Origin of the sequence: Promicromonospora sp. CA-289599, from assembly GCF_050936155.1 — a bacterium.
GTDB lineage: Bacteria > Actinomycetota > Actinomycetes > Actinomycetales > Cellulomonadaceae > Promicromonospora.
The window spans coordinates 2,116,627-2,141,378 of record NZ_JBNJNI010000001.1 but is presented as its reverse complement, the minus strand read 5'-3'; the positions used below and the strand labels follow the sequence as shown (position 1 = coordinate 2,141,378).

20 protein-coding genes are annotated in these 24,752 nt (G+C 72.6%); 16 read left to right on the top strand and 4 right to left on the bottom strand.

Going from position 1 to position 24,752, the window contains the following annotated elements:
* Positions 1-2 precede the first annotated feature (2 nt).
* The 12 genes from hpt (at position 3) to ACQEVI_RS09315 (ending at position 14,013) form a co-directional block, all read left to right on the top strand.
* Positions 3-557 (top strand): hypoxanthine phosphoribosyltransferase, encoded by a 555-nt coding sequence (hpt, locus tag ACQEVI_RS09370; protein WP_116677043.1) that lies wholly within the window; start codon positions 3-5, stop codon positions 555-557.
* 182 nt (positions 558-739) lie between these two features.
* On the top strand, positions 740-2,770 hold the full coding sequence (ftsH, locus tag ACQEVI_RS09365; RefSeq protein ID WP_432897321.1) for an ATP-dependent zinc metalloprotease FtsH: 2,031 nt from the start codon (positions 740-742) through the stop codon (positions 2,768-2,770).
* A 41-nt stretch (positions 2,771-2,811) separates the two neighbouring features.
* Positions 2,812-3,420: a GTP cyclohydrolase I FolE gene (gene folE / locus ACQEVI_RS09360; RefSeq protein ID WP_432905883.1), complete on the top strand. Its 609-nt coding sequence runs from the start codon at positions 2,812-2,814 to the stop codon at positions 3,418-3,420.
* Positions 3,421-3,503: 83 nt separating this feature from the next.
* Positions 3,504-4,463, top strand: a complete 960-nt coding sequence (gene folP / locus ACQEVI_RS09355; RefSeq protein ID WP_432905881.1) for a dihydropteroate synthase — start codon at positions 3,504-3,506, stop codon at positions 4,461-4,463.
* On the top strand, positions 4,460-7,210 hold the full coding sequence (gene folK / locus ACQEVI_RS09350) for a 2-amino-4-hydroxy-6-hydroxymethyldihydropteridine diphosphokinase (RefSeq protein WP_432897318.1): 2,751 nt from the start codon (positions 4,460-4,462) through the stop codon (positions 7,208-7,210). The genes folP and folK overlap by 4 nt, the downstream gene beginning before the upstream one ends.
* Before the next feature lies 1 nt (position 7,211).
* On the top strand, positions 7,212-7,697 hold the full coding sequence (locus ACQEVI_RS09345) for a DUF3180 domain-containing protein (protein ID WP_432897315.1): 486 nt from the start codon (positions 7,212-7,214) through the stop codon (positions 7,695-7,697).
* A 35-nt stretch (positions 7,698-7,732) separates the two neighbouring features.
* Positions 7,733-8,224: a PH domain-containing protein gene (locus ACQEVI_RS09340; RefSeq protein ID WP_432897312.1), complete on the top strand. Its 492-nt coding sequence runs from the start codon at positions 7,733-7,735 to the stop codon at positions 8,222-8,224.
* Complete coding sequence (locus tag ACQEVI_RS09335; protein WP_432897309.1) at positions 8,221-9,873, top strand: PH domain-containing protein; 1,653 nt, start codon at positions 8,221-8,223, stop codon at positions 9,871-9,873. The genes ACQEVI_RS09340 and ACQEVI_RS09335 overlap by 4 nt, the downstream gene beginning before the upstream one ends.
* Positions 9,874-9,886: 13 nt before the next feature.
* Positions 9,887-10,861, top strand: coding sequence for a Rossmann-like and DUF2520 domain-containing protein (locus ACQEVI_RS09330; RefSeq protein WP_432897305.1), 975 nt, complete (start codon positions 9,887-9,889; stop codon positions 10,859-10,861).
* Positions 10,858-11,832 carry a pantoate--beta-alanine ligase gene (gene panC, locus ACQEVI_RS09325; RefSeq protein WP_432897300.1) on the top strand — a complete coding sequence of 325 codons (975 nt, stop codon included), beginning with the start codon at positions 10,858-10,860 and terminating at the stop codon, positions 11,830-11,832. Before ACQEVI_RS09330 ends, panC begins: the two co-directional genes overlap by 4 nt.
* 4 nt (positions 11,833-11,836) lie before the next feature.
* The gene (panD, locus tag ACQEVI_RS09320) at positions 11,837-12,343 is read left to right on the top strand and encodes an aspartate 1-decarboxylase (protein WP_432897297.1); all 507 of its coding nucleotides are present in this window, start codon (positions 11,837-11,839) and stop codon (positions 12,341-12,343) included.
* The gene (locus tag ACQEVI_RS09315) at positions 12,340-14,013 is read left to right on the top strand and encodes an L-aspartate oxidase (protein ID WP_432897294.1); all 1,674 of its coding nucleotides are present in this window, start codon (positions 12,340-12,342) and stop codon (positions 14,011-14,013) included. Before panD ends, ACQEVI_RS09315 begins: the two co-directional genes overlap by 4 nt.
* A 7-nt stretch (positions 14,014-14,020) precedes the next feature.
* Here the strand turns inward: ACQEVI_RS09315 and ACQEVI_RS09310 are convergent, their stop codons facing one another.
* From ACQEVI_RS09310 to ACQEVI_RS09295, 4 genes are all read right to left on the bottom strand, one after another.
* Positions 14,021-15,811 (bottom strand): biotin carboxylase N-terminal domain-containing protein, encoded by a 1,791-nt coding sequence (locus ACQEVI_RS09310; RefSeq protein ID WP_432897291.1) that lies wholly within the window; start codon positions 15,809-15,811, stop codon positions 14,021-14,023.
* The gene (locus ACQEVI_RS09305; protein WP_432897288.1) at positions 15,808-17,502 is read right to left on the bottom strand and encodes a carboxyltransferase domain-containing protein; all 1,695 of its coding nucleotides are present in this window, start codon (positions 17,500-17,502) and stop codon (positions 15,808-15,810) included. Before ACQEVI_RS09305 ends, ACQEVI_RS09310 begins: the two co-directional genes overlap by 4 nt.
* Positions 17,502-18,284 (bottom strand): LamB/YcsF family protein, encoded by a 783-nt coding sequence (locus tag ACQEVI_RS09300; RefSeq protein ID WP_432897285.1) that lies wholly within the window; start codon positions 18,282-18,284, stop codon positions 17,502-17,504. The genes ACQEVI_RS09305 and ACQEVI_RS09300 overlap by 1 nt, the downstream gene beginning before the upstream one ends.
* 61 nt (positions 18,285-18,345) lie before the next feature.
* Positions 18,346-19,623 carry an NRAMP family divalent metal transporter gene (locus ACQEVI_RS09295; RefSeq protein WP_432897282.1) on the bottom strand — a complete coding sequence of 426 codons (1,278 nt, stop codon included), beginning with the start codon at positions 19,621-19,623 and terminating at the stop codon, positions 18,346-18,348.
* 220 nt (positions 19,624-19,843) lie between these two features.
* Here ACQEVI_RS09295 and ACQEVI_RS09290 point away from each other — a divergent pair, with 220 nt between their 5' ends.
* The 4 genes from ACQEVI_RS09290 (at position 19,844) to lysS (ending at position 24,713) form a co-directional block, all read left to right on the top strand.
* Positions 19,844-21,382, top strand: a complete 1,539-nt coding sequence (locus ACQEVI_RS09290; protein WP_432897279.1) for a hypothetical protein — start codon at positions 19,844-19,846, stop codon at positions 21,380-21,382.
* A 128-nt stretch (positions 21,383-21,510) separates the two neighbouring features.
* Positions 21,511-22,179: a GntR family transcriptional regulator gene (locus tag ACQEVI_RS09285; protein ID WP_432897276.1), complete on the top strand. Its 669-nt coding sequence runs from the start codon at positions 21,511-21,513 to the stop codon at positions 22,177-22,179.
* Positions 22,176-23,123, top strand: coding sequence for a carboxylating nicotinate-nucleotide diphosphorylase (nadC, locus tag ACQEVI_RS09280; protein ID WP_432897273.1), 948 nt, complete (start codon positions 22,176-22,178; stop codon positions 23,121-23,123). Before ACQEVI_RS09285 ends, nadC begins: the two co-directional genes overlap by 4 nt.
* A 12-nt stretch (positions 23,124-23,135) precedes the next feature.
* A complete protein-coding gene (gene lysS / locus ACQEVI_RS09275) occupies positions 23,136-24,713 on the top strand; it encodes a lysine--tRNA ligase (RefSeq protein WP_432897270.1) in 1,578 nt (525 codons plus the stop codon).
* Positions 24,714-24,752: the final 39 nt, after the last annotated feature.

Below are 24,752 nucleotides of genomic sequence, written 5' to 3'. Positions count from 1 at the left end.
TCGTGGACCAGTCCGACGTCGGACCCGACCTCGCAGAGATCCTGCTCTCCGAGGAGCAGCTCACCAAGAAGCTCGACGAGCTGGCAGCCCAGATCGACGCGGACTACGCGGGCAAGGACCTGCTCCTCGTCGGCGTGCTCAAGGGCGCGGTGATGGTGATGGCGGACCTGTCGCGCCGCCTGCACCACAAGGTCCAGATGGACTGGATGGCGGTGTCGTCGTACGGCTCGGGCACCAAGTCCTCCGGCGTCGTCCGCATCCTCAAGGACCTCGACGCGGACCTGACGGGCCGCAACGTGATCATCGTCGAGGACATCATCGACTCGGGCCTGACCCTGTCCTGGCTCGTGTCGAACCTGCGGTCACGGGGCCCGGAGTCCGTCGAGATCGCCGCCATGCTGCGCAAGCCGGACGCCGCACAGGCCGACGTCGACGTGAAGTACCTGGGCTACGACATCCCGAACGAGTTCGTCGTCGGCTACGGCCTCGACTACGCGGAGAACTATCGCAACCTGCCGTTCGTTGCCACCCTGGCACCGCACGTCTACGGAGGCTGATACTCAGCGCCGCTCGACTCCGCGGATGCCCATCCCGGGCGGTTCGTCACGTCTGGGCGAGGTGTGGCCCAGGCATCACATGCTCTGGGCGAACACTCCGGGCTCCTGTCAGGGAGACCATGTAGTTTCGACGGAAACATACTGCGCGAGCGGAGGGAAACGGGGCTCGGTCCCCGTCGCCGATGAAGAACATCAAGAAGCTTCTGAGCGGGCCTGTCATCTGGATCCTGGTCGCACTGGTCGTGGTGACACTGGCCATCTCGGCACTGAACCAGCCCAATGTCTCGCGAATCGAGACATCACAGGGCATCGATCTGCTGAGCGGCAGCACGGTCGAGCACGCCCTCATGGTCGACGGCGAGCAGCGGGTCGAGCTCAAGCTCTCCAAGGCGTACAAGTCGACCGAGGGTGAGGGCGACGCCGCCGAGGAGGTCGACCACGGCAAGACCGTCGAGTTCTTCTACACGCTGCCCCAGGGCGACCGGGTAGAGGACGCCATCGTGAAGTCCGACCCCGCCGACGGGTTCGACTCGGAGGTGCCGCAGCCCAGCTTCTGGTCCTCCATGCTGTCGGTGCTGATCCCGTTCCTCCTCATCGGTGTCGTGTTCTGGTTCCTGCTCTCGCGGGCCCAGGGCGGCGGCAACCGGGTGATGGGCTTCGGCAAGTCCAAGGCCAAGCTGGCCAGCAAGGACACCCCGCAGGTGACCTTCGCGGACGTCGCCGGTGCCGAGGAAGCGGTGGAAGAGCTCCACGAGATCAAGGAGTTCCTCGCCGAGCCGGCCAAGTTCCAGGCAGTGGGCGCCAAGATCCCCAAGGGCGTGCTGCTGTACGGTCCGCCCGGTACGGGCAAGACCCTCCTCGCGCGAGCCGTCGCCGGTGAGGCCGGCGTGCCGTTCTACTCGATCTCCGGCTCGGACTTCGTCGAGATGTTCGTCGGCGTGGGCGCCAGCCGTGTCCGCGACCTGTTCGAGCAGGCCAAGCAGAACTCGCCGGCCATCATCTTCGTCGACGAGATCGACGCGGTAGGCCGGCACCGCGGTGCGGGCATGGGCGGCGGGCACGACGAGCGCGAGCAGACGCTGAACCAGATGCTCGTCGAGATGGACGGCTTCGACGTCAAGACGAACGTCATCCTCATCGCGGCGACCAACCGTCCCGACATCCTCGACCCGGCGCTGCTGCGCCCGGGCCGCTTCGACCGCCAGATCGCCGTCGAGGCACCGGACCTCAAGGGCCGCGCGGCGATCCTCAGGGTGCACGCACAGGGCAAGCCGATGGTCCCCGAGGTCGACCTCGAGGCCGTCGCGCGCCGTACGCCCGGTTTCACGGGTGCGGACCTGGCGAACGTGCTCAACGAGGCCGCGCTGCTCACCGCCCGCAGCGGTGCACAGCTCATCGACGACCGTGCCCTGGACGAGGCCATCGACCGCGTGGTGGCCGGCCCGCAGAAGCGCACGCGCGTCATGAACGTCAAGGAGCAGAAGATCACGGCGTACCACGAGGGCGGACACGCCCTGGTCGCCGCGGCGATGCGCTACACGGACCCCGTGACCAAGGTGACGATCCTGCCGCGCGGTCGTGCGCTGGGCTACACCATGGTCATGCCGCTCGAGGACAAGTACTCGACCACCCGCAACGAGCTGCTCGACCAGCTCGCGTACGCCATGGGTGGCCGAGTGGCCGAGGAGATCGTCTTCCACGACCCCACCACCGGTGCCTCGAACGACATCGAGAAGGCCTCGGCGATCGCGCGCAAGATGGTCACGGAGTACGGCATGAGCGAGCGGGTCGGCGCCATCAAGCTCGGCACGAGCGCCGGAGAGCCTTTCATGGGCCGGGACTACGGCCACCAGCGTGACTACTCCGAGTCCGTGGCGGGCACCATCGACGACGAGGTCCGCAAGCTCGTCGACGCCGCGCACGACGAGGCGTGGGAGGTACTGAGCCAGTACCGCGACGTGCTCGACGAGCTGGTGCTGGGTCTGCTCGAGAAGGAGACGCTGAACCAGAAGGAGCTCGCGGAGGTCTTCCGCGCCGTCGAGAAGCGCCCCGCACGCGACGTCTGGCTGTCCAGCGAGCAGCGTTCGGTGCACACGCGCGGTCCGGTGCTGACGCCGAAGGAGCTGGCGGCCCAGAACGGGCACCCCGTCGTGCCGCAGGACGAGGCGGTACTGGACCCGGCGCCGCCGGCGCCCATGGATCCGCCGAACTAGCAAGTGACCGAGACCGGAGCACCACCATGACCGACAGGTCGATGACCCCTGTGGTTACGCCCGTGCGGCGTGCGGCGGACATTCCGCCGTACGACGCCGCACGGGCCGAGGCGGCCGTGCGGGAGCTGCTCCTCGCCGTGGGCGAGGACCCCGAGCGCGAGGGCCTGCGGGAGACGCCGGCCCGCGTCGCGCGGGCGTACAAGGAGATCTTCGCCGGCCTGCGGCAGGAGCCCGAGGACGTCCTGACCACCACCTTCGACCTCGGGCACGAGGAGATGGTGCTGGTCAAGGACATCGAGGTGTACTCGACCTGCGAGCACCACCTGGTGCCGTTCCATGGGGTGGCGCACGTCGGGTACATCCCCAACGTGGACGGCCGCATCACGGGCCTGAGCAAGCTTGCCCGCCTGGTCGAGGTCTTCGCGCGCCGCCCGCAGGTGCAGGAGCGGATGACCACGCAGATCGCGGACTCACTGGTCGAGATCCTCGAGCCGCGGGGCGTGCTCGTCGTGGTCCAGTGCGAGCACCTGTGCATGTCGATGCGTGGCGTGCGCAAGCCCGGCTCGCGAACCATCACCTCCGCGGTGCGCGGAGTCATGCGGGACGGCGCGACCCGGGCCGAGGCGATGAGCCTCATCCTCGGGAAGTGACGGTTCCCACCGTGCGTCATCCGACCCGGGATGCCCAGGTGCTCGGCCTGCCGGAGCTCTCCGGCGTGGGCCGGACCCTGGTGATGGGTGTTGTGAATGTCACCCCGGACTCGTTCTCGGACGGTGGGGAGTGGTTCGAGCCGTCGGCCGCCGTCGCCCACGGGCTGGAGCTGCTGGGCGAGGGTGCGGACATCCTGGACGTGGGCGGGGAGTCCACGCGGCCGGGCGCGATGCGGGTCCCGCAGGAGCAGGAGCTGGCCCGCGTGCTCCCCGTGATCGAACAGCTGGCCGCGCGCGGCGCGGTCGTCAGCGTGGACACCACGCGGGCGGCCGTCGCCGAACGAGCGGTGGCGGCGGGAGCCCGCGTGGTGAACGACGTCTCCGGCGGCCTTGCCGATCCGGAGATGGGCCGCGCGGTCGCCGAGACCGGCGCCGCGTACGTGGCGATGCACTGGCGAGGGCACGCCGACGTCATGGACGACCGGCAGGAGTACGACGACGTCGTCGCCGACGTCCGGGACGAGCTCGCCGCCCGCATGGCCGCCCTGCGCGACGACGGCGTGCGGCCCGAGCAGCTGATCCTCGACCCAGGGCTCGGCTTCGCCAAGGCAGGGGTGCTGAACTGGCCGCTGCTGGCTCACCTCGACGCCCTGTACGAGCTGGGCCGCCCGGTGCTCGTGGGCGCGTCCCGCAAACGGTTCCTGGGCCACCTGCTCGCCGACTCGGCCGGGCACATGGCGCCGCCGCGTGCACGGGACGACGCGACCGCCGCGATCTCCGCCCTGTCGGCCGCCGCGGGCGCCTGGTGCGTCCGGGTGCACACCGTCCGGGCGAGTGCCGATGCCGTCAAGGTCGCGGCTGCTTGGACGGCAGCGAGCGACGTGCCCCGGGTAGGGTCACCGGGTACCTCTCCCCGATCCGCACCGGAAGCATTGACTTCCACCGTGGCCTTGACCACAGAATCGTGCACGGTCGGGGAACAGGGCATACCGGCCTGGCAGGATTCCGGTGCACACGAAGACGACGGGAGGAGACCACGGTGACCACAGCGTTCGGAACGGGCGTCACAGGCCCGGACGGCCGGTCGCTGGACCAGGTCCAGCTGACAGGCGTGAGCGCGCGGGGGTACCACGGTGTGCTGCCGTCGGAACGACAGACCGGCCAGGAGTTCCGGGCCGACGTCGTGCTCTACCTCGACACTCGCCCGGCTGCCGCCGGCGACGACCTCGCGCAGACGGTGAGCTATGCGGACGTGGCGCAGGACGTCCACGACGTCCTGGCGGGTGAGCCCGTAGACCTCGTCGAGACGGTCGCCGAGCGCATCGCCGCCGTGGTGCTGGCCCGGCCGCAGGTCGAGGCGGTGGACGTTCGCGTCCACAAGCCCCAGGCACCCATCCCCGTGCCGTTCGCCGACGTCGAGGTGGCGATCCGGCGTGACCGGGTTCGTCTGCCCGTCGTGGCCGCGCCCGCGACGTCGGCCGACTCCGCCGACACGTCGCTCATGACCGGTCCGGGATCGGTCGCCGTGTCCGCCGACCTCCTCGGCTACGAGGTCGAGCCGCGGGACACGCTCCCTGTGAGCTCGCCCGTCGACTCGTGGAACGACGCAGCCGAGCAGGCACGCAGCGACACCGCACACAGCGACTCTGCACACGGCGACTTGGACAGCGCGCCGTACGTCGGTGAGCCCGAGCCGCAGGACCTCGAGCCCGTCAGCCGTGCGTCACGCGACGAGCCCACGCCGTTCGAGCGCGAGCCGTACGAGCCCTACCAGCCCGAGCCCGCCGAGGCGGCGCCGCTGCGGGCCGAGGCGTTCGAGCCGGAGCCGCTCGTGTCACGGGTTCCGTCCTCGATAGCGCCCGCCGCACCGGTCGGCGAGGCCCCCGAGCCGCTTCCCGTCCCGGAGCTCATCGCCCCTGAGCTGCTCCAGGTGATCCCCGCCGCGTGGGAGCTGCAGCCCGATGCCCCGGCGCAGGCCGAGCAGCGGGACCAGCTCGGCCAGGAGCCGACGTTCCGGCCGGACGAGCAGTTCGTGCCGGAGCAGGCCTTCGAGCCGGTCCAGCAGTACGAGTCGGTCCAGGGCCTCGACCAGAGGCGCGACCAGCCGATCGGCTTCGAGTCGCAGCAGTACGACCAGCTCACGCCGGAGCCTGCCCAGCCCGAGCCGCAGCCCCAGCCGTTCGAGCAGGTCGGCTACGAGCCGCAGGGCTACGAGCAGCCGGCGCCGCAGTTCGAGCAGCCGCAGCGGCTCGAACCGCAGCAGAACCAGTACGACCAGCTCTTCGAGCAGCAGCAGTACGACCAGGGCGGGACGGAGACCACCCGCGTGTCGGCGGCGGTCCCCGACTCCGCCGTCGGGCAGCCGGAGCAGTACGCGTCCGAGCAGTACCCGTCCGAGCAGTACCAGGCGGAGCCGCGCGACCGGTTCGACGAGGTCCCCGCCGGGTACGTGGACGTGGTCATCGCTATCGGCGCCAACCTGGGTGACCCGCAGGCGACCATGCGGTCCGCGGTCGCCGAGCTGGACCGCATGTCCGGCCTGCAGATCACCGACGTGTCGCCGCTTGCCCGCACGGCCGCCGTCGGCGGACCCGAGGAACAGCCCGACTACCTCAACGCCGTGCTGCTGGCCCGCACGACGCTCTCGGCGCGTGGGCTGCTGCACCTCTGCCAGGAGGTCGAGAACGTGCACGGCCGTACCCGTGAGGAGCGCTGGGCCCCGCGCACGCTGGACGTCGACGTGATCACGTACGGCAACCTGACGGACGCCGCCGAGGACCTCGAGGTGCCTCACCCTCGCGCGCACGAGCGGGCGTTCGTCCTCGAGCCGTGGTCGCAGATCGCGCCCGACGCGGTGCTGCCCGGCCTGGGCGGTGGCCCGGTGGCCCAGCTCGCGGCCACGGCGCCCGACCGGGCGGGCATCCGCTGGCTCGCGCTCGACTGGCTGACCGACCCCGAGCCGGAGCAGGCCGGCGGAACCACCGGACCGAACCATCCGGCGGTGTCCGACGACGGTGGCGGCACCGGCCAGGACTCCCACCCCGCCGAGATGCCGCCGGCCCTGCCGCCCTCGGTCCCGCCGAGCGGCCGGCCGCCGGTCCTGCCGGCCGGCCCCGTGGTCGAGGTCCCGGGTGGTGGGCACCCGCAGGGGCACCACAGCGGTCAGGTCGAGCTCGATCGCCAGCCGCAGCCTGCCGCTCCCCAGCAGGAGGCGTACCCGGCCGCGCCGCATCCGCAGAGCTACTCCAGCGGACCGGTGCCCGGCGGGGGCGGCTCGGTGCCGATCCCGCAGGCGGCGTCCGCCGGCCCGTTCGGCCCGCCCCCCGCCGGCATGCCGGTCAACGGTTCGGTGGTCCCACCGCCGGAGGAGGCGCTCGTCCCCGCGCCGCAGGGACCCATCGCACCTCGCGCGGTGCGGGACACCGCCCACGAGACCCCGGCGCACGAGCCGCTGCCGCCGGCGTCGTCGCAGACCAAGCCGGTGTTCGCGCCGGTGAACCCGTCGCGCCAGCAGAGCGGCGTGTTCCCGCCCTCGAACGGCGCGCCGCAGGAGCCGGCCAACCCGCTCTTCGCCCCGGTCGGCGCGCCGCCGAACGGCGGGCACGACCAGGTGCCGAACGGGCACGCCAACGGCCAGCCGAACGGGCAGCAGGACGCCTACGACAACGACCACACGGTGATCCGGGTGCCGGGGTTCGTGGCGGAACAGCGGGCCGCTGCGTCGGACGGCCCGATCGACTCGGTCCCCTCGTGGGTTCCGGTAAGGGACGAGCGGGGGCGCGACGCCTGAGATGCGCAGAACCCCGATCGGGTCCCTGATCGCAGTTCTCGTCGCCGTCGGGATCGTCGGCTGGCTCGTGCTGCGCGCCCTCGAGGCGCGCAGCGTGTACCTGCCGGTCGTGCCGTGGCTGGTCGACGTCGCGATCCTCGCGCTGGCCGGGGCCGTCTTCTCGTCGGGCTGGACCGTGCGGTCGTACCAGAAGGGCAAGCGACCGTCGCTCGACGGGCTCCGGGCCGCCCGGACGCTCGTCCTCGCCAAGGCCGCCGCACTGACCGGTGCGCTGCTCGGCGGCTGGTACCTCGCCCAGGTCCTGGTGGTGCTGGGGGACCTTGCCATCGAGCCTCGGCGGGACCGTGCCGTGGCCGCCGGTATCGCCGTGCTGTGCTCGGTGGGGCTCGCCGTCGTGGGTCTGGTCGTGGAGAAGTTCTGCGAGCTGCCGCCGTCCGACAAGGACCGCGCGAGCTCCGACGAGGGCGAGTCTCCGGCCCCGGCGTGAGGTTTCGGTGTCGAGGGCTTGCCCTCTGCGGAACAATGGCCATCATGACCAGCCCCTTCGAACCGCACGACGTGACCTGGAGCCGCGTGTCCCCGCGTCTCGTGACGGCCATGTTGGTACCGGCCACCATCACCCTCGGCATACCCGCGATCGTCGGCGTAGTGCTCGCCGTGACCGTCAGTCCATGGTTCTGGCTCCTCGCAGGCTTCCCGGCCCTGTTCCTGGTGTGGTCGGTCCTCCTGGTCCCGCGCCAGGTCAGGGCCATCGGTTACGCCGAGCGCGACAACGATCTCCTGATCCGCAAGGGGGTCATGTTCCGGTCGATGGTCGTGGTGCCGTACGGCCGGATGCAGTACGTGGACGTCGAGGCGGGGCCCCTGGACCGCAAGCTGGGTCTGGCCAAGGTCCAGCTCCACACGGCGTCCGTCGGCACGGACGCCCAGATCCCTGGTCTGCCGCCGGACGAGGCGGCGCGCCTGCGCGACCGTCTTGCGTCCCGTGGTGAGGCCCGTCTGGCGGGGCTGTGAGCACGCCCGAGGGCGGCCTCGACAAGATCGACCAGCACGGCGCGGACGCCGGCAGGCAGGACGACCCCGGCCAGCCCGAGGCCGAGAACCTGGACTGGCGGCGCGTGCACCCGGTCACGCCACTGGTCCGGGGCTGGGCGGTGGTGGGTGCGGCCATCGTGATCCTCGGCCAGCAGAGCCTCGACGGCGGCCCGCGTGGCGGCCTCATCGCGCTCATCTCCAGCGAGTACTGGTGGACCCTCTTCGTCGCGCTCGCCGCCATCGCGCTGGTCGGGTGGGGCTACTCGGTGCTGGCCTGGCGCATGACCACGTACGCCATCGGCGAGGACACCGTGCACCTGCGGCGTGGCATCCTGTTCCGCCAGCAGCGGCACGCCCGCCTGGACCGGCTCCAGTCGGTGGACATCCGGCAGCCGCTCGTGGCGCGCTTCTTCGGCCTGTGCGAGCTGACCCTGGAGACCGCCGGCGGCACCGACTCCGGCATCGCCATCGGCTTCCTGAAGGGGTCCGACGCCGACGAGCTCCGCGCCGAGCTCCTCGCCCGCGCGGCGGGCCTCAAGGTGGCCAGGACCGACCCGGCCGTCGCCGCTCGCACCCAGCCGGTGCCGGGCGCGGTGCCGGGCCCGGTGACCGCTCCGGCCGGGACCACGCCGCAGGACCAGGTCCACGACACCGTGCCGCGGGACGCGATCCAGGACGCCGCAGAGCCCGCAGACGGGCCGCAGGCGCCGCTGGACGGCCTGGTCGCACCGGTGAGCCTCGAGGCGCCCCAGGTGCCCGTGCTCAGCGTGCCCCTGGGCCGGCTGATCGCCTCGGTCGTTCGGTCCGGGGCCATGATCACGCTGGTGGTGTGGGCCCTGGCCGTGCTGGTCGTCGTGATCGTCACCGGCGAGTTCGCCGTCATGTCCGCGTCGCTGCCCGCGGTCCTGGGCGCCGGCGGATACCTGTTCGGCCGTCTCACGGGCGAGTTCGACTTCCGCGTTGCCATCTCGCCCGACGGCGTCCGGCTGCGGCACGGGATGCTGGAGACGCGCTCCCAGACCATCCCGCCCGGCCGCGTGCAGGCGGTACGCCTCGTGCAGAGCGTGCTGTGGCGCGGGCGCGACTGGTGGCGCGTGCAGGTGAACGTCGCGGGCTACGGCGGCGAGAGCGAGGAGAAGAACAGCGTGCTCCTGCCGGTCGGCACCCGTGAGGAGGCGCTGACGGTGCTGTCCCTTGTGCTGCCCGACCTGGGCGTCGACGAGCCGCGCCGGATCCTCGACGCGGGGCTGGACGGCGACTCCCGGACCGAGAGCTCGTACGTCACGGCCTCCCGGCGGACCCGCATACTGGATCCGGTGGCATGGCGTCGCAACGGGTTCGCCGTGACCGGTCGCGCCCTCCTGATGCGCCGGGGCCGCATGGTGAAGATCCTTGACGTGGTGCCGCACGAGCGGACGCAGTCGCTGGGCCTGAGCCAGGGCCCGTGGCAGCGCAGGCTGGGCGTCGCGTCGTTCCAGGTGCACTCCACGCAGGGTCCGGTGCAGCCGGAGGTGCCGCACCTCGACGCCGCCGACGCCGCGCAGCTCATGGCGGAGCAGGCCATGCGGGCCCGCACGGCACGCGCTGCCGCCGGTCCGGAACGATGGATGGAGAGACAGGGTGGGTGACCGGTGATGTCCCGTGACTGAATCCGCAGATCCGGGCCGGCGGCCGGGCCGGCTCGGCGTCGGCGTGGTCGGCGCAGGACGCGTCGGTGCGGTGCTCGGCAGCGCCCTGCGCGCCGCGGGCCACGCCGTCGTCGGCGCGAGCGGGATCTCCGAGGACTCCCGGGAGCGCATCGAGATGCTCCTGCCCGGCGTCCCCAACCTCGAGGTGCCCGACGTCGTCGAGCGCGCCGAGCTCGTGCTCCTCGCGGTGCCCGACGACGCCCTGGGACCCCTGGTCGCCGGCCTCGCCGAGACCGGGGCCTGGCAGCCCGGCCAGCTCGCGATCCACACGTCGGGCCGCTACGGGACCGCCGTCCTGGAGCCGGCTCGCCTGGGCGGGGCGATCCCGCTCGCCGTGCATCCCGCCATGACGTTCTCGGGCACCTCGCTCGACCTGGCCCGCCTGGAGGGCTGCACGTTCGCGGTGACCGGTCCGGCACCCGTGCTGCCGATCGGGCAGGCGCTGGTGGTCGAGATCGGCGGCGAGCCCGTGATCGTCGACGAGCAGCTCCGCGGGCTGTACCACGCGGGCCTCTCGCACGGCGCGAACCACCTGGTGGTGCTCGTCGCGCAGGCCGCACAGGCGCTGGAGGCCGCAGGGATCGAGGCGCCCGGCAGGGTGCTGGCACCGCTGCTCACGGCGGCGCTCGAGTCGGCCACACGGTCGGCCGACGCGCGTGACGGCATGGGTCCGGGGGCTATCGCCGCACTCACCGGGCCGGTCTCGCGGGGCGACGTCGGTACCGTGCGCCGCCACCTGGCCGAGCTCAGCGCGCTCGCCGCCGCGAGCGGCGCCACCGACGTGCCGGACAGCTACACAGAGCTCGCCCGCGGGGCCACCCGCCGTGCGCTCGCGAGCCACCGCATCAACGACTCCACCGCACAGAACCTGCTGGACGCGCTGGACAGTGCGACGGGAGAGTCGCGCGCAGAAAGGAACACGCAGTGAGCACCGAGGCCATCACCCCGACCGATACCCCGCTCGGCACCCGGACCGGGACGGGGTCCGCGCAGCGCACGCCGCTCGTGGTCCGCACCCGCTCCGAGCTGCGGGACGCGCAGATGCGCTGGGCGATCGCAGGTCCGCCGGAGCCCTCCGGGCTCGACGCGGAACCCGGCAGGCGAGCGGTGGTCATGACCATGGGCGCGCTGCACGACGGGCACCTGGAGCTCGTGCGCCGGGCACGCGCGGAGGCCGGCCCGAACGGCCAGGTGATAGTCACCATCTTCGTGAACCCGCTGCAGTTCGGCGCAGGCGAGGACCTGGCGACGTACCCGCGTGACCTGGACGGCGACGTCGCCAAGCTCGCCAGCGCCGGGGCCGACGTCGTCTTCGCGCCGACGCCGGACGTCGTCTACCCGGACGGCGACCCGGTGGTGCGGGTCTCCGCCGGGCGCATCGGCGACGTGCTGGAGGGCGAGCACCGTCCCGGGCACCTGGACGGGGTGCTGACCGTGGTGCTCAAGCTGATGCACCTGGTGCGGCCCGACGTCGCGCTGTTCGGCGAGAAGGACGCCCAGCAGCTCCTGGCGGTGCGCCGCATGGTGCGTGACCTGGAGGTGTCGGTCGAGGTGGTGGGCGTGCCGACGGTGCGCGAGGGCGACGGCCTCGCGATGTCCTCGCGGAACGCCTACCTGTCCGCCGACGAGCGCGAGCGGGCCCTGGGTCTGTCGCGCGCGCTGCGTGCGGGCGCGGCGGCCGCCGGCAGCGGAGCGGCGGGTGTGATCAACGCCGCCCGGCAGGTGCTGGACGAGGCCGACGGCGTCGTGATCGACTACCTGGCGCTCGTCGATCCGGTGACCGTCCGCGCGGTGACCGACGACTTCTCCGGCCATGCGCTGCTGCTCGTGGCCGCACGGGTGGGTACCACCCGCCTGATCGACAACCAGGCCGTCGAGGTCTCGCCAGACCAGAGGTAACGCCATGAGCTCCACCGAGCACCGCCCGCCCGTCGGTCGCCCCGCATCGTTGCAGCGGCCGATGATGATCGCGAAGATCCACCGCGCCACCGTGACGCAGGCGGACCTGCACTACGTCGGGTCCATCACCGTCGACGCCGACCTGCTCGACGCGGCCGACCTGATCCCCGGCCAGCAGGTCGACGTCGTTGACGTGACCAACGGCGCGCGGCTGACCACCTACGTGATCCCCGGCGAGCCGGGCTCGGGCCAGATCTGCATCAACGGCGCCGCCGCCCACCTGGTCAGCCCGGGCGACGTCGTCATCCTGATCGCGTACGGCATGCTGTCGGACCACGACGCGCGGACCTTCCTGCCGAACGTCGTGTTCGTCGACGGGCAGAACCGCATGGTCGAGATCAGCGACGAGCCCGGACAGGTACCCGACGGGTACGGCCTGGAGGAGAGCGGCCTCGCGATCGAGCCGTTCCAGCAGGCCGGCCTGGTGCGCACCGCCTCTGGCCGCGCGTGAGCGGCGCTGCCGGACCTGGACCGCGCCTCTTCCGCTCCCTCGCCGCCCCGGCGCCCGGCTGGACCGCGGAGGCCGACGCGATAGTCGTCGGCTCCGGCATCGCCGGGCTGACGGCGGCGCTCGAGCTGCGCACGCACGTACCGCGGGTGCTGCTCGTGACGAAGGGCAGGCTCCTGTCGGGGTCGACGGTGTGGGCGCAGGGCGGGATCGCCGCCGCGCTCGACCCGTCGGACTCGCCCGAGGCGCACCTCGCGGACACGCTCGCGGCAGGCGGCGGCCTGTCGGACCCGGACGCCGTGCAGGTGCTGGTCACCGAGGGCCCGGAGCGCGTGCGCGAGCTCGTGGCCCGCGGCGCTGTCTTCGACAAGGCGGCCGACGGCGACATCGCGCTCACCCGCGAGGGCGGCCACCACGCCGACCGGATCGCGCACGCCGGCGGGGACGCCACCGGCGCCGAGATCTCCCGGGCGCTCGTGGCGCAGATCGAGGCGGTCCGGCACGACCCGGGCATCGAGGTCGTGGAGAACGCCCTGGTGCTGGACGTGCTGACCACGGCGGGCGGGCGCGCCTGCGGGGTGACCCTGCACGTGCGGGGCACGGGCTCGCGGGACGGCGTCGGTGCGGTGCTGGCTCCCGCCGTCGTGCTGGCGACCGGCGGGATCGGGCAGGTGTTCCGGTCCTCCACCAACCCGGCGGGCGCGACGGGCGACGGTATCGCCGCGGCGCTCCGGGCCGGCGCGGTGCTCGGCGACCTGGAGTTCGTCCAGTTCCACCCGACGGTCCTGTGGCTGGGCACCGGCGCGAAGGGGCAGGTGCCGCTCATCTCGGAGGCCGTGCGCGGCGAGGGCGCCCTCCTGCTCGACGTCGACGGGCACCGGTTCATGCCCGCGGTGCACGAGATGGCGGAGCTGGCGCCGCGGGACGTCGTCGCGCACGCGATAGTGCGGCAGATGGCCGCGACCGGGGCCGACAACGTGCTGCTCGACGCCCGCCACCTGGGAGCTGAGTTCCTGCGGACGCGGTTCCCGACGATCAACGCGCGGCTGCTGGAGGCCGGCATCGACTGGTCCGAGGAGCCGGTGCCCGTGGCGCCCGCCCAGCACTACCACTCGGGCGGCGTGGTGACCGACCTCGACGGGCGGTCCTCGGTGGACGGGTTGTACGCCGTCGGCGAGGTGGCGTGCACGGGCGTGCACGGGGCGAACCGGCTCGCGTCGAACTCGCTGCTGGAGGGCCTGGTGTTCGCCTCCCGCGCGGCGCGCGACGTCGCCGCCCGGTTCGCCGCCGGTGAGCTCAAGCCGGGAGAGCCCGCCGAGCGTTCCGGTGGGTCCGGGCTGGTCGCGGCCGCCGCCCGGTCACGCGTCCAGAAGGTGACGTCCGCCGGGTCCGGCGTGATCCGGTCCGCTCGCTCGCTCGCCGAGGTCGACGAGCGGCTCGCCGCCGTCCGATCCGACGCGCACCTGGCGGCCGACGTGGTGGCCGAACCCCAGGCCGCCGAGTGGGAGACCACCAACGTCTACCAGGTGGCCCGCGCACTGACCCGGGCGGCCGCGCTGCGGGAGGAGACCCGTGGCGGCCACTACCGCACGGACTTCCCGGAGCCGGACGACGCGTGGAGGCGCCGGGTCCAGATCTGGCTGGACGACGCCGGGGTCCTCCAGGCGGAGTGACCCCGGCCTACCGGAGCACGTAGCCGATCGGGTCGCCCGCCGTGACAGGCGCGCCCTCTGCTGCCGCGCGCTCCAGCGTTCCAGCGGCGTCCGCCACGAGCTGCGTCTCCATCTTCATCGCCTCGACGACGGCGACGGGCTGGCCGTCGGCCACCGTCTCGCCGTCGGCCACGAGCCAGTGCACCAGGGTGCCGGGCATCGCTGGGAGCAGCGGGACACGCCCGGCGTCCGCTCCGGCGGCCGACGGCGGAGGTGTGCCACCCGCCGTCGGGCCACCGTCGCCCGGCCCAGCCCCCGGGCCGGCGAGGCCAAGTCCAAGTCCAAGTCCACCCGGCGTGCGCACCCGGTGCCGCTGCCCGTCGATCTCGACCCACGTCTCCACGACCCCGGGCTCGGCGACCGGAGCGGCGAGGACCTGTGGATCGATCGACGCCAGCAGCTCGGTCTCTATCCACTGGGTGTGGACGGCGAAGCCGGACCCGTCCGCCGAACCGCCGCCCGACCCCGTGAACGCCGGGTCGGCCAGGACCGCGCGGTGGAACGGCAGCACGGTCGGCACGCCCTCGACCACCGCCTCGGCCGCGGCCCGCCGGGCCCGGGCCAGGGCGGCCTCCCGGGTGGGGCCCCACACGACGATCTTGGCGAACAGCGAGTCGAACTCGCCGGGGATCACCGACCCGGACTCCACCCCGGAGTCCACCCGCACGCCCGGGCCGGACGGGGGCACGAACCGCTCGATGCGCCCGGGGCCGGGCAGGAACCCGCGCGCCGGGTCCTCGGCGTTGAGCCGCAGCTCGACGGCGTGGCCGTGCGGGGCCGGGTCCTCGGTCACGGACAGCGGCAGGCCGCTCGCGACGCGGAGCTGCTCGACCACGAGGTCCAGCCCCGTGGTCTCCTCCGTGACGGGGTGCTCGACCTGGAGGCGCGTGTTGACCTCCAGGAAGGACAGGGTGCCGTCCGCGCCGAGCAGGAACTCCACGGTTCCCGCGCCGCGGTACCCGGCGGCGGCGCAGAGGTCGCGTGCCGACTCGTGGATCCGCTTGCGCACCGCCGGGTCGAGGAACGGCGCGGGCGCCTCCTCGACCAGCTTCTGGTTGCGCCGCTGCAGGGAGCAGTCCCGGGTGCCCGCCACGACCACGTGCCCGTAGCCGTCGGCGATGACCTGCGCCTCCACGTGCCGGGGCCGCTCCAGGAATCGCTCGACGAAGCACTCGCCACGCCCGAAGGCGGCCTCCGCCTCGCGGCGCGCGGCCTCGAAGAGCTCGGGCACCTCCTCCAGGGTCCTGGCCACGCGCATGCCCCGCCCGCCGCCGCCGTGCGCCGCCTTGATGGCGAGCGGCAGGCCGTGCTCCTCGGCGAAGGCGAGCGCGGCGGCGGCGTCGGGCACCGGACCGTCCGAACCGGGCACCAGGGGCGCACCGACGTTCCGGGCCAGGTCGCGGGCGGCGATCTTGTCGCCGAGCAGCTCGATGGTGGCCGACGTCGGCCCCACCCACACGAGCCCCGCCTCCTCGACGGCCCGCGCGGCGGCGGCGCGCTCCGACAGGAAGCCGTAGCCGGGGTGGACGGCATACGCGCCCGACCGGCGGGCGACGTCGATCAGCTTCTCCACCGACAGGTACGTCTCGGCGGCGGTGCGGCCGTCCAGGGCCCAGGCCTCGTCCGCGAGGCGGACGTGCGGCGCGTCGGCGTCGCCGTCCGCGTACACGGCGACGGAACGGATACCCAGGTCGGCGCACGCACGGACGACACGGACCGCTATCTCGCCCCGGTTCGCGACGAGGACGGTGCGGATCATGGGGTGCCTCCTGGGTGGTTCTGGCCTGGGTGGTACTGGGTGGTGAAGCGGACGCGTGCGCCCGCGGGAAGCTGTCCGGCGAGCGGCACGTGGTCGGCGACGACCGCCCCGACCACCGGGTACCCGCCGGTCAGCGGGTGGTCGGCGAGGAAGAGGACCGGCTGACCGTCCGGCGGAACCTGGATCGCGCCGGTGACGCAGCCCTCGCTCGGCAGCTCGGCGCCCTCGCGTTCGGGGATGCGGACGAGCGGATCGCCGTCCAGCCGCAGCCCGATCCGGTTGGAGCGCGGGGTGACCAGCCAGTCCTGGCCGGTCAGCCGCGCGATGGTCGCGGCGTCGAACCAGTCGTCGCGCGGCCCCAGGACTATCCGCAGCACCGCCACGTCGCCGGGTGCGGGCAGCGTGTCGTGCCTGTCGGACGTCGGCGCCTCGGCCGGGTGCACCGGGTTTCCCGCGGGCAGGCCGCGTTCCGGAGCTCCGACGGGCAGCAGGTCGCCGGACCCGAGCGGTTCGGGCCCCAGCCCGGCCAGCACGTCGGTGGCCCGGCTGCCCAGCACGGGCGGCACGTCGATCCCGCCGCGTACCGCCACGTAGGCGCGCACGCCCCGGGCGGGCGGTGCGAGGCGGAGCTCGTCGCTGTCGTCCAGCGCGAAGGGTTCACCCGGCAGCGGACGGCGGTCGGGGCGTGCCGGTCCGTCGTCCCCCGGCCGCACCACGACCTCGCCGACCGCCCCTGTCACCGCGAGCACCTGCGGACCGTGGGCGCGCAGCCGCAGCCCGCCGACGGACTCGATGACCGCCGCGCCCGACGGGTTGCCCACGGCGCGGTTGGCCGTCCGCAGGCTCGGCCGGTCCAACGCACCGGACGCCGAGACGCCCGCCCCCTCGGACCCGGGCCGCCCGAGGTCCTGGACCAGCGCCTGCACCCCGGCCCCGACCACCTCGAGCGCGCCGGCGTCCCCGCCGTCGGGCCGAGGTTGACCACAGCAGTTGCTGCCAGGCAGCCCGTGATCCTGGCAGGAACTGCTGTGGTCGAATTCCGGGCCAGAAACGCCCAGGCCTGACACAGCCATCGCCAGCTCGCGGACCGCCGTGAAGCGGACCTCGTCGCCCGGGAGCAGGAGGGCCGGGCGCTCGCGGGTCACGTCCCAGACGGGGGCGTCGGTGCGCCCGAGGAGCTGCCAGCCGCCAGGGCTCTCTCGCGGGTAGACGCCGCTGTACGGCCCGGCGAGCGCGACCGACCCGGCCGGGACGCGGGTGCGCGGGCTCGCCCGCCGCGGGACCACGAGCTCGGGGTCGTCGCTGGTCAGGTAGGCGAAGCCGGGCGCGAACCCGACGAACCCGACGGTCCACGCGGCGCTCGTGTGCCGCCGGACCAGCTCCTCCGGGCTCCAGCCGAGCAGCTCGGCCGCCTCGGTGAGGTCGGCGCCGTCGTACAGGACGTCGATCTCGACGGTGTGCGCGGCGGAGGCGGCGCGGCGTTCCAGCGGTCGCGCACGGAGCTCCGCGGCCAAGGCCGACGCCGTCACGGCCGAGGGGCGGAACGGCACCAGCAGCGTCCGTGCGCCGGGCACAGGCACGCCGACGCCCCGCACGGGATCGCTCAGGAGGGACTCGTACAGCGCGACCGCCTGGTCCAGGTCGTCGAGCTCGACCAGGAGAGCGTCGTCGCGGCCGGTCAGTACCCGCATCACGCTGCGGAGCCGCCGCCCGCCGGGGCGAAGGCCGTGAGCTCTATGCCCTCGGCGTCGAACACCTCGCGGATCCGCCGGGCCATGGCGACGGCGCCGGGGGAGTCGCCGTGCACGCACACCGAGTCGGCCCGCACGGCGACGTCGGACCCGTCCACCGCCGTCACGACGCCCTCGGTGACCAGGCGCAGCATGCGGCGGGCGACGTCGTCGGCGTCGTGCAGCACCGCACCGGGCTCGCGGCGGGAGACCAGGCGGCCCTCCGGCGTGTACGCACGGTCCGCGAACGCCTCGGTGGCGGTCGTGAGCCCCGCCGCGGACGCCGCCGCGAGGGCCGCGCTGCCGGGCAGGCCGAGCAGGACGAGGCCCGGGTCGACCGCGGCGACCGCCGCCGCGACCGCCCGGGCCACCCGCTCGTCCACCTGCGCCGTGTTGTACAGCGCGCCGTGCGGCTTCACGTAGGTGACGCCGCCGCCCTCGGCGTCGGCCAGGCCGCGGAGCGCACCGATCTGGTACGCGACGTCGGCCTCGAGCTCGTCGTCCGGCACGTCCATGTTGCGGCGGCCGAACCCGGCCAGGTCGCGGTAGCCGACGTGCGCCCCGATCGTGACGCCCCGCGCCACGGCGGACCGCACGGTGCGGCGGATGGACGCCGGGTCCCCGGCGTGGAAGCCGCAGGCGACGTTGGCGCTGGAGACGATGGCGAGCATCTGCTCGTCGTCGCCGAGGGTCCAGCGGCCGAAGCCCTCCCCGAGGTCGCTGTTCAGGTCGACGGCGCTCATGGTGCGGGTGTCCTTTCGGTGGTGCGAGGTGCCCGAGCCCGGGGGCTCGGGCAGACAGTGCTCAGGCGGACAGCAGGTCGAAGATCGGACCCACCGCGTTGACCGCCATGTACCAGGTGACCACGGCGGCCAGGGTGCCGACCACCAGGAGCCACCGCGGATAGCGGACGCTGCCCAGCAGCGATCCGCGGAACCAGCCGATGTACATGAACAGGGTCAGTCCGATGGGCAGGATGAGGCCGTTCACGCCGCCGACGAACACGAGCAGCGTGGCGGGCGCGGTGCCGAGGGCCAGGAAGACCGCCAGCGAGACGATGATGAAGCCGACCGTCCACAGGTCTGCGGTGCGGCCGACGATCTTCGCGGAGAACACGGGCAGGAACGAGACGGACGTGTAGGCGGCGCCGATGACGCTGGTGATCGCGGCGATCCAGAACACCGCGCCGAAGATGCGCAGACCGGCCTCGCCGGCGGCGGCGGAGAACGCGTCGGCACCGGGGTTGCCGGCGACGTCGAGCACGACGCCGGAGGCGACGACGCCGAGGACCGCCAGGAACAGCACGTACCGCATGATGCCGGTGACGATGATGCCGCTGACGGCGGCCTTGTTTACCTCGCGGATGTGCTCGGGACCCGCGGTGCCGGAGTCGAGCAGCTTGTGCGCGCCGGCGTACGTGATGTACCCGCCGACGGTGCCGCCCACGATGGTGGTGATGGTGGCGAAGTTGATGGTGTCGGGCAGCACCGTCTGCTTGAGCGCCTCGCCGACGGGCGGGTCCGACAGGATCGCGACGACCACGGTGAGCACGATCATCACCAGACCGGCCACGATGACCACGCGGTCCACGACGGCCCCGGCGCGCTTGGCGAGGAAGATCGCGATGGCGATGACCGCGCTGACCGCCCCGCCCACCCGGGGGTCGAGGCCGAACAGGGCGTTCAGGCCCAGGCCCGCGCCCGCGGTGTTGCCGATGTTGAAGACGAGCCCGCCGAGCACGATGAGCACGGCCAGCAGGTAGCCGCTGCCCGGCAGGGCGTCGTTGGCCAGCACGCTCGCACGCTTGCCGGTCAGCGTGATCATGCGCCAGACGTTCATCTGGACGGCGAGGTCCAGCAGGATCGAGACCAGGATGCCGAACGCGAAGGCGGCGCCCAGTTGCTGGGTGAAGGTGGCGGTCTGCGTGATGAAGCCGGGGCCGATGGCGGAGGTCGCCATCAGGAAGAGGGCGCCCAGCAGGGAGCGGCTGCGTGCTGAGGCGAATCGTCTGACCCTGGCGGCCGGGGGGCTCGTCGGCGTCTCTGCCGGCGGGGTCGCGGGCTCGTGGCTCGTGTCGGACATGGCGTCCTCCTGGTCGATGTGTTGAGCCGGATTGTTCAACATTCAGGATGTTCCTCGTCGGATGTTTCCGCCGCATTGCGGAACATTGTCGATCATGACACGGCTCCGGCGCTCGGGAACAGCCCGGGACATCAGATATTTACGCGGCGGGCCCTGTCGGATTGTTCAACGAACCTCTACGGTCGTGACGACCACCTCCGAGGGGAGAAGTGACATCATCATGTCGAGAACGTTCAGACCACGTACCGCCGTCAGGGTGCGAGCAGGCGCCGTCGCACTCGCACTCTGCGCTTCCACCGCACTGGCCGCTCCGGTCGCTGCCCAGGCCGCACCCGTGCCAGGGGCCGGGTCCGGAGCGGGCTGCCTCGACCCGAGCCTGCAGCTCTCGGTCGAGGAGAGCCGCCTCGCGGCCCGCCTGCCCGACGCCGCCGACCCGACGGTCCCCGCCGAGAAGACCTACGCCCGCACCGTCATCGAGGGCGGCGGGTTCGGCGGGTACACGGCAGCCCTCACGGCGGCCCTGTGCCGCACCCGCACGCCGGACGCCGCGACGGCCCTGGTCGAGCGGAAGGGTGAGGCCCTGTGGGACGCCGCCGTCCGCCGGGCCCAGAGCGACGGCCACGTACGCGGCGACCTACCCGCGAGCGACGACCGGCCGCTGTACTGGACGCGAGTCGAGGCGATGTCGGTGCTGCGCCAGTGGGCGCCGCGCGGCGGCCTCACCGACGCCGAGCGGGCCGACCTGATGGAGACGTTCGACAAGGCGGCGCGCGGCATGTTCGACATCGACCTGCCGCCCGGCGACGACGTCCTGCGCGTGATCGTCAGCGGGTTCGACGTCTACACGCTCGACGGCGGCACCACCTCCTCGGCGCCGGGCACCGTGGGCAACAACATCCGGCACGGCAACCCGTCCGGTGCGACGGCGCTCTCCCTGGACGGCACCACCTACCGCACCGACGACGGCACGCTCGCCCACGTCGAGGCGTACACCCTGCCCGTGAGCTACCCGGAGTTCGAGCGCGGCTACCTCGAGGACACGGTCGGCCCGTTCATGGAGCCCGGGCCGCGCCAGGTCGACGCGTCGATCACGGTGAGCCAGGCCGGCGGGTCGCAGTTCAACCTGGAGCAGTGGAACGCCCGGTACCACGGCACCTTCGCGGGCAACGACCGGGGCCTGCCGTGCCCCGCCGTGGGCGGCGTGCCGCAGCTCGCGATCGACAACCCGGGCTGCAACATCCAGGTCGTCGACCGCTGGGGCGGCGGCGACGGGCTCACCGACCCGCCGCAGTGGACGTCGGCGAGCCTGCCGATCGCGGAGATGATCGCCGCCGACACCGGGGCCGACGTCCCGCGCCCGCCGGGCGACACCTGGCCCGACCCGTCGGTGGCCTTCGGCGTGGTCTGGAACACCAGCTACACCCAGTTCCCCGACTGCGCGTCACCGGTGCGGCAGACGTTCAACAGCCCGCCGTCCGTCACCTACCCGCCCGCGACGCCGCCGGTGCCGCCGGCCGACGGCTCCTGCTCGTACAGCGGGGGCGGCGGCAACTACCTCTCGAACGAGAGCGCCTACCGCAACACGCTGCTGCGTGACCGTGCCGGGCTCGACATCCCCGCCGGTCACATCCACACCCCGGACATGCAGCACTTCGAGACCAGCTTCGGCGTGAGCGACGGCACGTTCGACGCCTGGCGCACCTCGATCGCGGCCCAGTCCCGCAACCTGATCCACGCGATCCTGGACACGACCGACTGACCCAAGCCGTCGACGTGTCAGACCGCCGCGGACGTGTCAGACGTACAGGTCACCCGTGTGACCTGTACGTCTGACAACCTCGCCAGCGTCTGACAACTCGGGGCGCATTGCTTCCGTAGGATGAGGAAGTGACAACCGATCGGGCAGAGCGGAGTGCGGACGCCATCCGTGAGTTGATCGTCACGGGGCGGCTGATGCCCGGGCAGCGGCTCTCGGAGCAGGCGGTCAGCGAGACGCTCGACGTCTCCCGCAACACCCTGCGCGAGGCCTTCCGGATACTGGTCCACGAAGGCCTCCTGGTCCGCCGCCCCAACGCGGGCGTCGCCGTGGCTCGCCCCACCCTCGCCGACGTCGTCGACATCTACCGGGTGCGGCGGCTCATCGAGGTCCCGGCGCTCGCGGCGGGCGATCCCGCACATCCCGGCGCCCGCACCATGCGGGACGCCGTCGACGCGGCCCTCGCGGCCCGGCTCGGCGGTGACTGGCGGGACATCGCCGCCGCGAACATGCGGTTCCACTCGGGGATCGTCGCGCTCGCGAGCAGCCCGCGCCTCGACCGCGTCCACGCGAACCTGTCCGCCGAGCTCCGCCTGTCGTTCGGCCTGCTCGGCGAGAACGGCGCGTTCTTCGACGGTTTCGTCGACCGAAACGCCAGCCTCCTGCGCCGGTTCCTGTCGGGCGACGCCGACGGCGCGGCCGCCGACCTCAACCGGTACCTCACGGACTCGGAGCGCATGCTCCAGGACATCGTCGACGGCGCGGGGGTGCCCGGCGCTGCGGATACGGTGAGTCCGTGAGCACGCCTCCCCTCTTCGACAGCCACAGCTCCGACACCCCCAGCACGGTCACCCCGGGGCTCGACGCCGCCTGGGTCGCCCGGACCGTGCGCATCGCCCTCGACGAGGATCTCGGGCCCGCTCCGGGCCGTGACGTGACCTCGCAGGCGACCGTCCCGCCGTCGGCCACGGGGGTTGCCGAGCTGGTGGCGCGCGAGGACGGCGTGGTCGCGGGTCTCGTGGTGGTTCGGGAGGTCCTCGACCAGGTGGCGTCCCGCCTGGGCCTGGCGAGCCCGAGCGTCACGTTCCACGCGCAGGACGGCGACGCCGTCACCGCCGGCCAGGTCCTGGCGATGCTGGAAGGCCCCACCCAGGCGCTGCTGGTCGCCGAGCGGACCGTGCTCAACCTGGCGAGCCGAGCGTCCGGCGTCGCGACGGCGACCCACGCATTCGCCCGCGAGCTGGCGGGCACCGGCGCGCAGGTGCTCGACACCCGCAAGACGACGCCGGGCCTGCGCGCCCTGGAGAAGTACGCGGTACGCGCCGGCGGCGGCACGAACAAGCGCATGGGCCTGTACGACGTCGCCATGGTCAAGGACAACCACGTGGTCGCCGCCGGGTCGGTAGCCGCCGCGATCAAGGCCGTCCGTGAGAGGTTCCCGGACGTGCAGATCCAGGTCGAGGCCGACACGACCGACCAGGCCCTGGAGGCCCTGACCTCGGGCGCGGACTTCCTGCTGCTGGACAACATGGAGCCGGCGCTGCTCGCCGAGACCGTGGCCGCCGTCCGCGCGCGGGAGGGGCACGACGGCGTCCCCGCGCACGTCGAGCTCGAGGCGACCGGCAACCTGACGCTCGAGAAGGCGCGGAAGGTCGCGGCCACGGGTGTGGACTTCCTCTCGGTGGGAGCCCTCACGCACAGCGCCCCCATCCTGGACCTGGCCCTGGACCTCCGCCACGCCTGAGACCCGCGACCGATGGCCGGGGCGCGGGAAAAATCAGCTGGTGGCCCCGATAGAATCGAGTCCGTGACCGAGAACTCCGCTGCCGAGAACGCCGCGACCCCGCCGACCGACGACCTGCCCGAGCAGCTGCGGATCCGGCGCGAGAAGCGGGAGCGCCTCCTGGCACAGGGCACGGAGGCGTACCCCGTCAGCGTCCCGGTCACGCACACCATCGCCGAGGTCCGGACGAAGTACGGCCACCTCGAGGCCGGCCAGGAGACCGACGACGTCGTGGGCATCGCCGGCCGGGTGGTCTTCGTCCGCATCGGCGGCAAGCTCTGCTTCGTCACGCTGCAGGACGGCGAGGGAAACCGCCTCCAGGGCATGCTGAGCCTCGCCGTGCTCGGCGAGGAGGCGCTCGCTGCCTTCAAGACCGACGTCGACCTGGGCGACCACCTCTTCCTGCACGGCCGTGTCGGCGCGTCGCGCCGGGGCGAGCTGAGCGTCTTCGCCGACGAGTGGCAGATGGCGGCCAAGTCGCTGCGTCCGCTCCCGGTGCTGCACAAGGACCTGTCCGAGGAGGCGCGCGTCCGGCAGCGCTACGTGGACCTCATCGCGCGTCCCGCGGCGCGCGACATGGTGCGCCTGCGCGCCGGCGTGGTGCGGTCCCTGCGCGAGAACTTCCACCGCCGCAGCTTTCTCGAGGTCGAGACGCCGATGCTGCAGACCATTGCGTCCGGCGCGTCCGCGCGGCCTTTCTCGACGCACATGAATGCGTACGACCTGGACCTCTTCCTGCGTATCGCGCCGGAGATCTTCCTCAAGAAGGCAGTCGTCGGCGGCGTCGAGAAGGTCTTCGAGATCAACCGGAACTTCCGGAACGAGGGCGCCGACTCGTCGCACTCGCCGGAGTTCGCGATGCTCGAGGCGTACGAGGCCTACGGCGATTACAACACCATCGGCGCACTCACCAAGGATCTGGTGCAGACGGCCGCACAGGACGTTCTCGGCACCACGCTCGTGACCCTTCCTGACGGCTCCGAGTACGAGCTCGGCGGAGAATGGGCAAACCTGCGTATGTACGACTCGCTCTCCGAAAGCCTGGGCGAGGAGATCACGGCCGACACGTCGGTGGAGGAGCTCGAGAAGATCGCGGGCCGTCTTGATGTCGAGGTCGGCAACAAGAAGATCCTGAATCACGGAAAGCTCGTCGAGACGCTCTGGGAGCATCGTGTGGGTGACCACCTGTGGGCGCCGACCTTCGTGCGGGACTTTCCCGTGGAGACGTCGCCGCTCACCCGGGACCACCGCACCGAAAAGGGTCAGGTCGAGAAGTGGGACCTGTACATCCGCGGCTTCGAGCTGGGCACGGGTTATTCCGAGCTGGTCGACCCGGTGGTCCAGCGGCAGCGCTTCGAGGCGCAGGCCAGGATGGCCGCGGCGGGCGACGACGACGCCATGCTGCTCGACGAGGACTTCCTGACCGCGATGGAATTCGCGATGCCCCCTTCGGGCGGAATGGGCATGGGCATCGACCGTCTGCTCATGGCACTGACCGGTCAGGGCATCCGCGAGACCATCCTTTTCCCGCTCGTGAAGCCGCAGGCCTGAGGAATTCGAACCACTCGATGAGTTTGTGAGGATCTTGTG